The organism is Chromobacterium vaccinii, assembly GCF_000971335.1.
Lineage (GTDB): Bacteria > Pseudomonadota > Gammaproteobacteria > Burkholderiales > Chromobacteriaceae > Chromobacterium > Chromobacterium vaccinii.
Genome location: NZ_JZJL01000015.1, coordinates 1 through 12614 on the forward strand (window position 1 = coordinate 1; position 12614 = coordinate 12614).

Here is a 12614-nt window from a genome sequence, read left to right on the forward strand (position 1 = left end):
ACATTGCTGAAACGGCACGGAATGGTACCGAGCCACTCCCGCACCGGGAACTGCTGGGATAATGCAGCAATGGAGAGCTTCTTCCGTTCATTGAAGTCGGAACGTGTTTATCTGACCCACTACCGGAGCTACGAGGAGGCGCGTACGGATGTGTTTGATTACATCCGCTTTTACAATCACCAACGACGTCATTCAACCCTGGGGTATCTGACCCCGGTTGAATTCGAACGCCGCCGTTCAGAGCTTAGTGCTTAACCCGCTGTCCACGGGGACCGGGACAGACCATATTGCCCACCACTTGTACTGCCGGCTTCGGCGCATCTTGTCCCAGGTTCTCTATGAGGTTTTGTTGGCGGCTCGCGGCTTTACGCGTGAGGTGAGTCTGAAGATGAGTCTTTCAGGGCACCGCCGCTCTGGAGGGGTAACGGGGAATGGCCAGATCGGTCGGCGCAACGTGGAACGATCGCTTTTCTCATTTGACTCAGGATTAAGTTTCAAGCCAGCGAGGGGAGTAATGGCGGCAGTGGCAGCGCGTTCAGACCTTGGGCGGGATGCAAGCCTTCACACGTCCGTGCCTCATGGCGGCCGGCTTGTCCGGGACATGGGGCAAGGCGCTGTTGGACCTGTAGAATCAATAGATTCAACGCTTCAGGGGCGGAGCGAAATATCCTTCCGTATCTCATGCCACGCCCCCAAGACGCTCATCATTTTCAGTTGCCCCTTCTTCCACGATAGCCAAACAGCAAGAAAGAGATGATCAGTACGGTAACGATCAGTCCGATAGGGCCAATGCCCCAGCCCATGCCCAGACCCCAATATAAGCCGCCGCCTCCACCAAACAGCAGCAAGAGCAAAATTGCAATAATGAGTAAGTCCATATTTTTCTCCCAGTAAGAAGCGAAACTTTGACCGTCAACTTTGGCGCGCACAGATTTGCCATTGTCTTGTGCTGGCGGCCACCGGTTAGTCGCTAGCGCGACATGATGGTCAGGTTGTTGTGAACCGCCCTGACCGATTTGACCTGTGTCGCCAGTTCTGTGGCGCGGTCGGATTCATTTTTGCTGTTGACGGTGCCGTTCAGATCAACGACGCCATGATCAGTCCGGACATTGATGGCCAGTCCTTTAACCCACTTGTCTTCGGCGAATGCTGTTTTGACCTTGACTGTGATGGCGGCATCATCCAAATATTGTCCTGGCGTGTCCGTCGAGGTGTCGTAGGCATAAGCAACTACGGGGCCAAGCAACACTCCCAACAAAAATAAGGTGCGGCTGAATTTGATATCCATGATTTCTCCATTTGCTTGGTTTCGGTCGAACGGGCATTGAACGAAGCCACATGCCAGTTCCGCTTGGCGGTTAAGGCGTTTTTAGCGTCTTTGCGATATCCTCTTTCGCATCGCCTACCGATGCCTGAACCGCGCCGACGTTTTTCTGGATGTTGCCTTTCACTTCCAGTTCCTTATTGCCGACGGCCTTGCCGACGACTTCCTTCACTTTGCCTTTAGCTTCTTCAATGCGCCCTTTTACCTGATCTTTATTGATGCCCATGATTCTCTCCTGAAAAGTCCAGCCGACTTAATGTCGACGCACGGCGACTGCCGTACACTCGCACAGTAAGTCATCGGCTGCGCCAGGTCTGTTCGTTGTCACACATATTTGGAAATGCCTGGATATTCTCGATGGATGGGGTCCCGATGAGCGGCATCCGGATCCGGTTTGCAGACCCGATAAGCATTTTGTGGGTAGGGCGCGGTGGCTTTACCGTCGGGGCGGGCCTGTTAATGCGGCGGGAATGTCCGACCATCCATTTCAACATTTACGCCCAGCCTCTGCGCCAACCCCCTGGCGCCTTGCCGCATTACCTCGTCGTGGTTCCAGCGGAACAGGCGGCAAGCCAGTGGCGCTAGCCAATTCATCCACCAGATAGTGGTATGGATGTGCCAGTCGTACCGTACGACGGTGCAGGCTTCATGGTTGGAAAAATGCCATATTCCCTTTCCTTCCACTGCGCCGCTGGCTTTTCCTTCCAAAACTCGGAAGGGCTCGATACGGGTTACCCGCATATTGAAGCTCAACCGGTATGGCAAGGCTCCTTTCCAGGTATAGCGGTGCAGCATGCCGACGCCATGCGCGTCGCCGCTTTCGATTTCGGCAACCTGTTTTGCGCTTTTCCACCATGAAGGCCAGGCATCCGCATGGAAAATCGCATCCCACACCGCAGGCAGCGGCGCGTGGATCCGCCATATGGTGGAAAACCGGTACTCAGCCATCTGGCCTCCCGCCGTTCATGGGGAGAAAACACACCATGTCGATTTCCATTCACCTGCAGCGAGAGGCCGAGACTGGCATCCAGCCAAATTTGCTGCGGTGAATCCCGGTCCGGCTGCGTCGTTTACGACCATGGGCACGGCAAACCGGCTATCTAGGAGCCTCCCTAAACTCCCCTGAAATCATGGAGCGACGCCAAGCATGGACCCGACCCCAGCGGTCATGCCCATCGCCAGCGCTCCCCAAAAGGTGACGCGCATGGCGCCGGCTGCGACCGGCGCGCCGCCCGCCCGCGCCGCCACTGCGCCCAGCAGCGCCAGAAACGCCAAGGACGCGGCTGATACGATGGGAATCAGGCTGGTGCCGCTGGACAATACCGCCACCGCGATCGGAAGCGCCGCCCCCATCGTGAAGCTGGCGGCAGAAGCCAGCGCCGCCTGCAACGGCCGAGCGCGCTGCGTCGCAAAAATGCCGAGCTCGTCGCGGGCATGCGCGCCCAACGCGTCATGCGCCATCAATTGCTCTGCGACCTGCCTGGCAAGCGCAGGATCCAGCCCACGGCGCACATAGATGGCGGCTAATTCCTTGTGTTCCGCCGCATTATTGGTCTGCAATTCCTTGCGCTCTTGTTCGAGCGCCACTTGCTCTGTGTCTTTCTGCGAGTGGACGGATACATATTCTCCGGTGGCCATCGACATCGCCCCGGCCACCAGGCCGGCGACGCCGGCAACCAGAATATTGCTGTGGTTCCCATGCGCGGCGGCCACCCCCACGATCAGGCTGGCGGTGGAGACAATGCCATCGTTTGCGCCTAGCACGGTTGCCCGCAGCCAGCCTATCCTGTCTGAGAGGTGTCGCTCCCTATGGCCTACATGCATGCTCAAGCTCCTGTGGCGCGCGTCCTGTCGTTTCGCCGCGACGCGTTGCGTGAAATCCGCCTTGCTTATGTTGTAGGCGGTGGCAGGCGCATTCGTTCTTGCGCATGTTCTCCAGGCATCCGGATGCCCCTTTTCGGCTGGGGAGGTGCGCTGGCGGGAAGATACCGTCCTTCCTGCACGATAGCGGCAGATCGGCTAGGCTTGCCGCCGGAACCGGTTGTTTACCATCTGGAGCGTTTGTTTTCGGTGTTGTTGATCAAGGAGGAGTATGGCATCGCTGAAGGGGGCGCTGGGCTTGGCCGCGGCATGCTGCTTGGCGCTGAAGTCTTTGGCCCTGCGGCCGAACCTCTGGGCCATCTGCTGGCCTGCGCGGCGCGACAGCGGATGACGGTTAGTGAAGTGCTGGAGATGCCTTTCCATCACTTGGTGATTGGGGCCGGATCGCTCCGCTTTGCGCGGAGCGATCGCTTCTTTCATTCGCCGCCATGGAACCCGCCGCGGTTGAAGCCAGTGGTGCGCCACCCTGATTCGGGATCAACGCCCAAGCCAGCTATCTAAGCCGTAGTGGTTTCGGCTGCGAGTTTAGGCCTTTGGCGGGGTGTAGCCTTCACGAGGCGGAGCCTCGTGACTGGCCGCCGGCTTGGCCGGGTCGCGGGGAGCGGCGTCGCTCGCCGGATTTGGGTGGCCTGTGGTTTGCGTCGGGGTGTTGCACCCCGGCAGGGGGGCGCCTACCGCCGGCTTCTTGTTCGGGTCGGCGCTCTTGGGGGGGTGTTCTGTTGATTGTACTTATCCATGGAAATCTCCTTGGGGACCAGCGCGCTGCAAAATTGCAGGGTGGGCAGACTCACTTTGATGGTTTGAGAGGCGGGTGTCGGTGCGTTAGCTAACAAAGATGTTGGCCTCAGCCGGCTGCGCTGAGGTGATATCCTTGCGTTAGGCGCGGTAGTGGTTGGATGGGAGTAACGGGGCTTCAGCGCGCAGGATGGCTGCCTATGCGCTCCGGGGGCGTTGGATTTCGCATACCCGTCCCCCGTATGTCTGTTGCTTGATCTCCGAAACCCGCGACTAATCGCTGTCCGTGGAGTCGGCGCGATGTCCCGTCAGGATCTTGTCTCGGTCTTGCAGCGATTCGCCAATGATCGTTTTGGCTCTTCCCTGTTCTATCATATTGTGGGTGTGCACAATCAACACCGTATTGCCGGTCTGAATGGCATCCATCACTAATTCGGAAAACCTGCCCTCCTTGCGCGCGGCGCCGGCTTTGGGGGAACAGGGCGCGGTCACACCGCTGATGGAGCCAAGCATGCCGCCCAAGCTGGCGAACCAGCCCAGCATCACAAGGGGGGCGACCGCCGGACTGCTGATAAACAGGGTGATGCCCTCGGCCATCAGAATCAATGTGCCGGCAACGCCCGCTCCGGCGCCTACCGCCGTGGCGATGGCGCCATCCACCAGAATGTTTTTGAGCACCTCATCGCGGCCATCGTCGGTGATGGCCTGCGGCGCTTGATGCAGGATATGCATCTGGTTGATGGCGATGCCGCTAGCGATCAGGCGCTGGCGAACTCCCTCAGCCTCTTCGTGGCTGGGGTAGATTACCGATACCGTGTGGTCCCTGTTGAGCGCATAGGGCGGGAACGATGCTTTGGCCTCCTTGGTAGCGGATGCTTTTGGATCAACGGGGGGGAGCATGATGTTCTCCTGATGCGTGGGGAGCGCCGCGCCATGTCGGGTTGCCTGTAAAAACGCAGGGGTAGGCATGCCAGGTGGTTGTTTCAACTATCCGCTTGCAGCTTTCGGGCCCAGACTGCCAGATTTTCCAGCAGCTCCTGCATTCGCTGCCGGCTGATTGCATCTACCAACAACTGGCTTTGCAGATTGAATGCCAGGGCAGCATGGCTGATCATGAGCTCCGGTTGAATCAACGCCCGTATGTTTAGCGTGACAAAGACCTGCCTAAGGCGGTGCCGGGCCCGAGTGGAACCGAACCATCCAGAGGCAGCTCGCATCGACTGCCGCCGGCTTGTCTGCCCAGGCGCTATCGCCAAAAGGCCTGGGGCGCAATCGATGGCGTTTTCAGCAAGCCGGATGGATCTGGCGTAGCGAAGCCAACGGCATCGATTGCGAGAATCTTTTTCTTGAAGGCCTGCACACTGGCGGTTGGCTGGGTTTCCGTATCCTGATTGGAGAGGCAGATATCTTGCAGGCCATAGATTCCCACTCAGGAAGGCAGCAAGCGCTGGGCGGCACCCCGCAGCGCTTGCTTGCATGAATTGCGACGCAGGCATGCCGAGAGCGTTTAGATTCGGGGTCATCCACGCTCTGCTTGCGGACGCTTAATTCTTGAAGCGGTCCTGCCATCTTGGCCCCTCGATGAGAAAACCGACCACATCCTTGATCAACCTGTCCTTGTGGCTGACCAGGAGGCCATGCGGCGCGCCATCGTATTCGATCATGGTTGCCTGGGCGATCGACTTGGCCGTCTTGCGGCTGCTCTTTTCTATGGGGACGATCTTATCGGCGTTGCCATGGATCACCAGCGTGGGCATGGTGAAGCTGGCGAGGTCCGGCCGGAAGTCAGTGCTGGAAAAAGCGTGGACGCAGGCCAGGGTTGGCTTCAGGCCAGCCTGCATGGCGACGACGCGCGACCACTCGATGGCCTCTTTGCTTGCCGGATGGGAAGTCAGGCCGATGCCGAAGAAATCCTTGAAAAAGCCGGTCCAGAACTGCGCGCGGTCGGTTTTGAGGTCGGCTTCTATTTGGTCGAATACATACTGCTCCACCCCGTCGGGATTCGTGTCGGTCTTGAGGATGAAAGGCAGGATGGAGGAGATCAGTACCGCCTGCGTCACCTGCTGGCCGCCATGGCGAGACAGGTAGCGGGCCACTTCGCCGCCGCCCATCGAAAAGCCCAGCAGCGCGGCGTCTTGGGCAAAGGTCTGCTCGATGACGGCGGCCATATCGTCGGCCAGCGTGTCGTAATCGTAGCCGCTCCAAGGCTGGTCTGAGTGGCCGAATCCCCGGCGGTCATATCGGATGGCGCGCATCCCCGCATCGGCGATGGCCATCGCCAGGTCATCGAAACTGTCGGCGGACAAGGGCCAGCCATGCGCCATGACGACAGGGCGGCCGGCTCCCCAGACTTTGACATGCAGCCTGACGCCGTCTTTGGTGATGATGTGGTTCATGATCTTCCCTTCGGATGGTGGCGGGGGCGGGCAGGTATGCCGATCGCAATCAGGTCTCGGCCTTTATTGTTTTAGTCTCGGCCTTACCCGCCGGTCTGTGCGTTGCCGCACGCAGTTGGCCAGCGGGATGGCCGGGGAGAGTAGTGCGTCGCGCCGCTCTGGGTGTGTTACCGAACAGACGGCATCCACTCGTCTGGCTAAGGTTGCCCTGAAACCGAGGGTTCCGTTTTCTGGAAGGCCGCGGCAAGGAGGCGAGCATGGATTACACAGAGCGGGATATTTATGGCATGTACCGGCCGAGGGAAAAGTTCGGCTCCTTGGCCGAGGCCGCGCCAGGACTGGTAGGCGCCGATGCCCTTCTCGGCAGCGATGTCTATAGCCAGAAGAATGAGTTTGTCGGCGTGGTCAAGGAGATCATGCTCGACATGCAAAGCGGCCGAGTCGCTCGTGTGGTGCTGTCCATCGGCCATCCCAGCATCAACGAGACGCTTTTCAATGCGCCATGGCGCGCCTTCATGTTCGACCCGGCTCACAAACGCTTCGTGCTGAATGTGGAGAAAATGAAACTCAGGCCCATTCCGGAGGGTAGCCGGAGGCGATCGCCAGATCAGGGTCTCCCCGTAAGCGATGGCGATTATGGCGGCGGGCTGGACTAAGTCTCGCTAACAAAACCCCTGATGCCGCGTTGCGCCGACTTGTCGTACTACTTGTACTGCCTGCGTCGGCGCGCCTTGCCTCAGACACTTCGCTGGGTTTTGTTAGCAGCGGCTCTAAGAGTCTTATTCAATGTCTGCTGCGCGTCGGCGATATGTCGTTAAAAACAGCTTCAGAATGTGCATGCATCCTCTATGTACATTCCGCTTCTTCAGCCGTTTTCGCCTTGGCTCGCGAGACCTTGAACAGGCTCTGAGGCCTGTTAATGCCGTTAAACGCGGCGAACTGCAGCTGCCAGGTGATTGAACATGAGCAAGCGGAAATCCACAGAGCGAGCCTCGCTGGGCGCCATTTCAGATGGATACGCCGGCGACGGCGGGGAGCTCCACCAATACGCGCAAGGGACGCACCCCGCGCTCAAGACCAATCAGGGGTTGTCTGTTTCAGACAACCAGAACTCATTGCGCGCCAATCTGCATGGCCCATCATTGCTGGAAGACTTCATCCTCCGCGAGAAGATCAACCATTTCGATCATGAGCGCATTCCCGAACGCATCGTTCATGCCCGCGGCACCGGGGCCCATGGCTACTTTGAATTGACCCACTCGCTTAAAGCCCATACCACGGCGAAGATCCTGACCGAACTCGGGGAGCGGACGCCGCTATTCGCCCGTATTTCCACCGTGGCCGGCGGCTCTGGTTCGGCGGACACGCCGCGGGATGTACGCGGCTTCGCCATCAAGTTCTACACACGGCAAGGCAATTGGGATCTGGTCGGCAACAATATTCCGGTTTTCTTCATTCAAGACGCGATCAAATTTCCCGACCTGGTCCATGCGATCAAGATGGAGCCGGATCGCGGCTTTCCGCAAGCGGCCACCGCGCACGACACTTTCTGGGATTTCATCTCGCTGACGCCAGAGTCCATGCACATGGTGATGTGGATCATGTCCGACCGCACGCTGCCGCGCTCGCTGCGCATGATAGAAGGCTTTGGCATCCACAGTTTTCGGCTGATCAATGCGGAAGGCCAGTCCACTTTCGTCAAGTTTCATTGGCGGCCCGCGCTAGGACTGCAATCGACCCTCTGGGACGAAGCCTGCAAGATCGCTGGGGCCGACCCCGATTTCCATCGCCGCGACTTGTTCGAGGCCATCCGCGCCGGCGGTTTCCCCGAGTGGGAATTCTCCGTGCAGTTGTTCACCCAGGAGCAGGCCGACCAATTTCCCTTCGATCACCTCGACGCCACCAAGCTGATTCCTGAAGAGCTGGTGCCGCTGCTGCCGATTGGCCGGCTGGTGCTCGATCGCTGGCCTGACAATTTTTTCGCCGAAACCGAACAGATTGCCTTCTGTCCATCGCATCTGGTGCCCGGAATCGACTTTTCTAATGATCCCTTATTGCAGGGACGGCTGTTTTCCTATCTGGATACTCAGCTGTCGCGGCTGGGATCGGTCAATTTTCATCAGCTTCCGGTCAATATGCCGCACTGCCCGTTTGCCAATCAGCAGCGCGATGGCCATATGCAAATGTCGGTGCCGCGCGGTCGGGTGGCGTATGAGCCCAGCACGCTGGAGAGCGACTCGGCGCGCGAGGTGTTCTCCACCGGGTTTCAGTCCGCAGAAATCAGTGAGTGTGGCGACAAAGGCAGACTTCGCGCCAGCAGTTTTGCCGACCACTACAGCCAGGCACGGCTGTTCTATCTCAGTCAGACCGATTATGAGCAGGCTCATATCGCTTCGGCTCTGGTGTTTGAGCTTTCCAAAGTCGAGCACTTGCATGTGCGCCAGGCGATGGTTGGGCATTTGCGCCACATTGATGAGGAATTGGCGCGGCGCGTGGCCGATGGCCTGGGCTTTATGGAATTGCCGGTGCCGCCGTTGGCGGAACCGGTTCGCGACTATGCGCCGTCCTCTGCCTTGCAGATCATAGGCAAGATGAAGCGCAGCCTGGAGGGGCGGTGTGTCGGGATGTTGGTGGCGAGCGGGAGCGATGCCGCCGCAGTCGACGCACTCAGCCTGGCAGTGAGGGAGGCCGGGGCCAGCATCAGGATCGTCGCGGTTACGGTCGGACTGGTTCCGCTTTCGAACGATTTTTTGTTGAAGGTGGATGGTCAATTGGCCGGTACGCCATCGGCGATTTTCGATGCCGTGGCCATTGTGCTGGCGGAGGACGCTGCGGAGAGGTTGGCGCAGGATGTTGCCGCCTTGGATTTTGTCCGAGATGCCATGGCTCATCTCAAGGCGTTGGCGGTCGATGGCGGCGGCCTGCGCTTGCTGCGGATGGCTGGAGTGGAGCTGGATGCTGGTGTCGTCGCTATCGACAATATTCCGGGCTTCATCGCGATGGCGAAGACGCGGCAATGGGCGCGTGAAAAGACGCTGCGCTTTTTGGCTTGAAACACGCGCGCAGCGATTGGGATGGGGCCGAAGTGCCTGTCATCGTGGATATTGGCGCGCCGACTCGTTATGGGATGGCCATGTTCGACATGGCCACAGGGCCGGCCTTGGATCGCGCGGCAGTTTCAGTGCTTGCAAGCCTGAACACCTACCCACGTCAACTCTTTGTTGGATAGCGTACCGACAAGGCTCGGCTGCATCGGCATGCTGTGGATGCCGACGTTTTGCAATATCGCGGGAGGCCGGCCTCATCGGAGCATGATCATGAACCCTCTTGAGCAGCAGGATACCGACAGCGACCTTTCTCGAAAGGCCGAGCAAGATAACAATCCCTTACCAGGCAAGCATTTACCCGAACGCAGATCGACACCGCGTCCCGAGGATCCTCTTTATTCCGACCCGCTGGCAAGCGACCCGAATGACGAACCGCTGGTGCATGATTTACAGGCCCATGAGGCTGATGGACCGTTAGCTGACTGATGATTGAGCGACGCTCGGGATGAGCGTCTGACGCGGCATGCGCATTGTAGAAGGCAGCAAATCAGCGGTACTGCGGTGAAATGATCAAAGCCCCCACGCCTGATTCGGTCTTCAATCCATGCCTGTGGGCTGAGTCACACCACCATGGAGAAGCACATGAAACTCTCTTCCAGAAATCTTGCGCTGAGCGCCGCCATCCCTCTGGCGATAATTGTGGGATGCGGTCAGGCGCGAGCCGACGCCCGTTCGCAGGAGGTTCTCGATGCGAGGCAGGAAGCCCAAATCGCGACGATATATGCCTTGAACCCCTATTTGCGCCACAACAACCTCAAGGTGGTAGTGGCGCAAGGCACCGCTACCTTGTCCGGCAACGTCGAGGACGATGTCAACCGCGATCTGGCAAAGGAGATCGCGTTGGGCGTCAGCGGGGTGACTCGGGTGGAAAACCAGATTGTGATCCAGAGCAATCAGGACCCTCAAGCCTCGGCCTATACCGGTGAGGCAATTGACGATAGCACCATTACCGCTTCGATCAAGTCCAAGCTGTACTGGAGCCAGCGTACGGAAAGGCTGCCGATCACGGTGAAAACGGAGCGGGGGCATGTCGTATTGCGGGGGACGGCAGACAGCCTGTCATCCCGGAATTTCGCCGGCCAATTGGCTTTGAGCACGCGCGGCGTGGAATCGGTCGACAATCAGCTGCAGGTCAATGGAAAGACGTCGGCAGCCGCGATTGATGATACCCAGGAGAGCGTACGCACCGAGCTGTCCGATAGCTGGATCACGACAAAGGTCAAGTCAACCTTTCTCTATTCCAACAATGTCGCCGGATCCAATATTGCCGTCAGTACGCTTCATGGCGTGGTGACCTTGCGAGGCATGGTGGAGACGGGGGCGGAGCGGGCGCTTGCCATTGAGCTGGCGCAGAATGTCCGTGGCGTTAAAAGTGTCAAGGCGGCCAATCTGGTTTTCAGCGCCACGGACCAATAGCTTGGGCTTTCATGTTGGCCAAGCTCAAGGATTTGGATGGATGGCGGGCATTCTGGCGCGCGGACCTGATCCGGCGCCGATGCCGATCGTTGTTGGGATGCCCGCCGGGGAGAGTGCCATGTTGGAAATGATCATTGTCTTGCTGTTGATCTTGTGGGCCTTGGGCTTGTTGACGGCCTTCACGATGGGCGGATTGATTCACATCCTTTTGTTGCTGGCAATCGTGGCGATACTGGTGCGCTTTATCCAGGGCAGGCCGCTATAGGTTGGAATGGACGCGTGGCGCATGAAGGAGCAGGTTATGCCGTATTGTGCTTTGCCGAGTCGGGCAAGGGTGACTGGCCTGGACGGCCCCGCATCGCGAGTCCGCGGCCATGAAGTTCCATGATTATTACGCAATCCTGGACATCCCGCGCGATTCCGCTCAGGAAGACGTCAAACGGGCGTATCGCAAGCTGGCGCGGAAATTCCATCCGGATGTGAGCAAGGCGCCGGATGCAGAGGCGCGTTTCAAGGAGTTGGGCGAGGCCTATGCGGTGCTGAAGGATCCCGAGAAACGGGCGGCCTACGATCTAATGGGCCGCGAATGGAAAGACGGGCAGGATTTCCAGCCACCGCCGGGTTGGGACGCTGGTTTCGAATTCAGCGGAGGCGACTTTGGCTCAGGGGCCGGCGCCGATCCTGGCGATGTGTTCGAGGCCCTGTTTGGCCGGGGCGCGCGCGGCGGGCCGCATCGTCATGCTCATGGCGCCGGTCAGGATCATCACGCCAAGGTGTTGATCGATCTGGAGGACGCTTACCGCGGCTGCGAGCGCAGCATGGAGTTGCGCATGCCGGTGCAGGATGCCCAAGGCCGCGTCGCGCTGCAGACGCGCACGCTGGCCGTCGCGATTCCCAAAGGCATACGCGCGGGCCAGCATCTTCGTCTGGCGGGCCAGGGAGGGCCGGCTCTGGGCGGTGGCCTCGCGGGAGACTTGTACCTGGAGATAGAATTCAAGCGCCATCCGCTGTTTCGGGCGGAGGGCCGGGATGTGTTTCTGGAGTTGCCGGTGTCGCCCTGGGAGGCGGCGCTGGGCGCCGTGGTGGAAACGCCAACGCCCGAAGGCCCGGTCCAGTTGAAGATTCCGCCGGGCGCGGCGGCGGGCAAGCAGTTGCGGATGAAGGGTCGCGGCATACCCGGCGCAACGCCCGGCGATTTATATGTGGCGTTGAAAATCGCCTTGCCTCCTGTTGTTGATGAGCGTGATCGCGCGGCCTACCAGGCGATGGCGGATGCCTTCGACTTCAACCCGCGCGATGCGCTGAAAGGACAGGCGTCATGAATCAGGATCCTCTCGCATTGCCCCAGGTTTTTGTGGTGGAAGAACAGGTGGAGCTGACGCTGCTTGAGCTCTGCCAGGCCAGCCATGCCGAAGAGACGCTTATCATCAGCTGGGTATTGGAAGGCGTGTTGAATCCGTGGGGAGACTCTCCGCAAAGTTGGCGTTTTCGCGGCGATGCGCTGCGGCGGGCGCGGACGGCCTGGCGTCTGTCACGCGATCTGGAGATCAATCCAGCCGGGGTGGCGTTGGCTCTGGATCTGCTGGATGAGCTGGCGACCTTGCGGGCCCGGCTGGACCGCGCCGGCATCCGGTGAGTTGGCTCACATGATCCGGAGGCCCAGCGCTATCCGGGAGAGGATTCTTTTGGGGACAAGCGAAGCATCGGTGGCATCGGCCACGGGAGCTTCCTCGCCAAGCCGTTCACTGCGGCGGC

General features: G+C 59.4%; 16 protein-coding genes. 9 read left to right on the forward strand and 7 right to left on the reverse strand.

The window, feature by feature from the left end:
- Positions 1-255: integrase core domain-containing protein (locus VL52_RS23860; protein WP_144410202.1), on the forward strand; the 255-nt coding region annotated here is incomplete at its 5' end.
- A 455-nt stretch (positions 256-710) separates the two neighbouring features.
- Here the strand turns inward: VL52_RS23860 and VL52_RS24475 are convergent.
- From VL52_RS24475 to VL52_RS09555, 5 genes are all read right to left on the reverse strand, one after another.
- Positions 711-878, reverse strand: coding sequence for a DUF3309 domain-containing protein (locus tag VL52_RS24475; RefSeq protein WP_115618076.1), 168 nt, complete (start codon positions 876-878; stop codon positions 711-713).
- Positions 879-970: 92 nt separating this feature from the next.
- A complete protein-coding gene (locus VL52_RS09540; RefSeq protein ID WP_046156820.1) occupies positions 971-1288 on the reverse strand; it encodes a BON domain-containing protein in 318 nt (105 codons plus the stop codon).
- A gap of 70 nt (positions 1289-1358) precedes the next feature.
- Positions 1359-1550 carry a CsbD family protein gene (locus VL52_RS09545; RefSeq protein ID WP_200895979.1) on the reverse strand — a complete coding sequence of 64 codons (192 nt, stop codon included), beginning with the start codon at positions 1548-1550 and terminating at the stop codon, positions 1359-1361.
- A gap of 230 nt (positions 1551-1780) precedes the next feature.
- Positions 1781-2272 (reverse strand): SRPBCC family protein, encoded by a 492-nt coding sequence (locus tag VL52_RS09550; RefSeq protein WP_046156821.1) that lies wholly within the window; start codon positions 2270-2272, stop codon positions 1781-1783.
- A 180-nt stretch (positions 2273-2452) separates the two neighbouring features.
- Positions 2453-3148 carry a VIT1/CCC1 transporter family protein gene (locus tag VL52_RS09555; protein ID WP_046156822.1) on the reverse strand — a complete coding sequence of 232 codons (696 nt, stop codon included), beginning with the start codon at positions 3146-3148 and terminating at the stop codon, positions 2453-2455.
- Here VL52_RS09555 and VL52_RS25195 point away from each other — a divergent pair.
- Complete coding sequence (locus VL52_RS25195; protein WP_200895980.1) at positions 3134-3706, forward strand: hypothetical protein; 573 nt, start codon at positions 3134-3136, stop codon at positions 3704-3706. The two genes, VL52_RS09555 and VL52_RS25195, sit on opposite strands and share 15 nt — an antisense overlap.
- 507 nt (positions 3707-4213) lie before the next feature.
- On the opposite strand, the gene VL52_RS09565 is transcribed toward VL52_RS25195, so the two are convergent.
- Both VL52_RS09565 and VL52_RS09580 read right to left on the reverse strand, forming a co-directional pair.
- Positions 4214-4840, reverse strand: coding sequence for a hypothetical protein (locus tag VL52_RS09565; RefSeq protein ID WP_144410203.1), 627 nt, complete (start codon positions 4838-4840; stop codon positions 4214-4216).
- 644 nt (positions 4841-5484) lie between these two features.
- Positions 5485-6336, reverse strand: a complete 852-nt coding sequence (locus VL52_RS09580) for an alpha/beta fold hydrolase (RefSeq protein ID WP_046156826.1) — start codon at positions 6334-6336, stop codon at positions 5485-5487.
- 257 nt (positions 6337-6593) lie between these two features.
- On the opposite strand from VL52_RS09580, the gene VL52_RS09585 reads away from it, so the two are divergent.
- The 7 genes from VL52_RS09585 (at position 6594) to VL52_RS09610 (ending at position 12495) form a co-directional block, all read left to right on the forward strand.
- Entirely contained in the window at positions 6594-6992 is a 399-nt protein-coding gene (locus VL52_RS09585; RefSeq protein WP_046156827.1) for a PRC-barrel domain-containing protein, read from the forward strand.
- Between the two features lie 306 nt (positions 6993-7298).
- Positions 7299-9389: a catalase gene (locus VL52_RS09590; RefSeq protein ID WP_046156828.1), complete on the forward strand. Its 2091-nt coding sequence runs from the start codon at positions 7299-7301 to the stop codon at positions 9387-9389.
- A gap of 264 nt (positions 9390-9653) precedes the next feature.
- Positions 9654-9869, forward strand: coding sequence for a hypothetical protein (locus VL52_RS24485; RefSeq protein ID WP_144410204.1), 216 nt, complete (start codon positions 9654-9656; stop codon positions 9867-9869).
- 156 nt (positions 9870-10025) lie between these two features.
- Positions 10026-10859, forward strand: coding sequence for a BON domain-containing protein (locus VL52_RS09595; RefSeq protein ID WP_046156829.1), 834 nt, complete (start codon positions 10026-10028; stop codon positions 10857-10859).
- A 40-nt stretch (positions 10860-10899) separates the two neighbouring features.
- On the forward strand, positions 10900-11124 hold the full coding sequence (locus VL52_RS09600) for a lmo0937 family membrane protein (RefSeq protein WP_046156830.1): 225 nt from the start codon (positions 10900-10902) through the stop codon (positions 11122-11124).
- Positions 11125-11233: 109 nt separating this feature from the next.
- Complete coding sequence (locus VL52_RS09605) at positions 11234-12181, forward strand: DnaJ C-terminal domain-containing protein (protein ID WP_046156831.1); 948 nt, start codon at positions 11234-11236, stop codon at positions 12179-12181.
- The gene (locus VL52_RS09610; protein WP_046156832.1) at positions 12178-12495 is read left to right on the forward strand and encodes a chaperone modulator CbpM; all 318 of its coding nucleotides are present in this window, start codon (positions 12178-12180) and stop codon (positions 12493-12495) included. The genes VL52_RS09605 and VL52_RS09610 overlap by 4 nt, the downstream gene beginning before the upstream one ends.
- The last annotated feature ends 119 nt before the right edge of the window (positions 12496-12614 follow it).

Bases quoted from the DNA above. Each gene is read 5' to 3' on its own strand.
- VL52_RS24475 (WP_115618076.1), bottom strand. From the start codon at position 878: ATGGACTTACTCATTATTGCAATTTTGCTCTTGCTGCTGTTTGGTGGA.
- VL52_RS09540 (WP_046156820.1), bottom strand. From the start codon at position 1,288: ATGGATATCAAATTCAGCCGCACCTTATTTTTGTTGGGAGTGTTGCTT.
- VL52_RS09545 (WP_200895979.1), bottom strand. From the start codon at position 1,550: ATGGGCATCAATAAAGATCAGGTAAAAGGGCGCATTGAAGAAGCTAAA.
- VL52_RS09550 (WP_046156821.1), bottom strand. From the start codon at position 2,272: ATGGCTGAGTACCGGTTTTCCACCATATGGCGGATCCACGCGCCGCTG.
- VL52_RS25195 (WP_200895980.1), top strand. From the start codon at position 3,134: ATGGCCTACATGCATGCTCAAGCTCCTGTGGCGCGCGTCCTGTCGTTT.
- VL52_RS09555 (WP_046156822.1), bottom strand. From the start codon at position 3,148: ATGCATGTAGGCCATAGGGAGCGACACCTCTCAGACAGGATAGGCTGG.
- VL52_RS09565 (WP_144410203.1), bottom strand. From the start codon at position 4,840: ATGCTCCCCCCCGTTGATCCAAAAGCATCCGCTACCAAGGAGGCCAAA.
- VL52_RS09580 (WP_046156826.1), bottom strand. From the start codon at position 6,336: ATGAACCACATCATCACCAAAGACGGCGTCAGGCTGCATGTCAAAGTC.
- VL52_RS09585 (WP_046156827.1), top strand. From the start codon at position 6,594: ATGGATTACACAGAGCGGGATATTTATGGCATGTACCGGCCGAGGGAA.
- VL52_RS09590 (WP_046156828.1), top strand. From the start codon at position 7,299: ATGAGCAAGCGGAAATCCACAGAGCGAGCCTCGCTGGGCGCCATTTCA.
- VL52_RS24485 (WP_144410204.1), top strand. From the start codon at position 9,654: ATGAACCCTCTTGAGCAGCAGGATACCGACAGCGACCTTTCTCGAAAG.
- VL52_RS09595 (WP_046156829.1), top strand. From the start codon at position 10,026: ATGAAACTCTCTTCCAGAAATCTTGCGCTGAGCGCCGCCATCCCTCTG.
- VL52_RS09600 (WP_046156830.1), top strand. From the start codon at position 10,900: ATGGCGGGCATTCTGGCGCGCGGACCTGATCCGGCGCCGATGCCGATC.
- VL52_RS09605 (WP_046156831.1), top strand. From the start codon at position 11,234: ATGAAGTTCCATGATTATTACGCAATCCTGGACATCCCGCGCGATTCC.
- VL52_RS09610 (WP_046156832.1), top strand. From the start codon at position 12,178: ATGAATCAGGATCCTCTCGCATTGCCCCAGGTTTTTGTGGTGGAAGAA.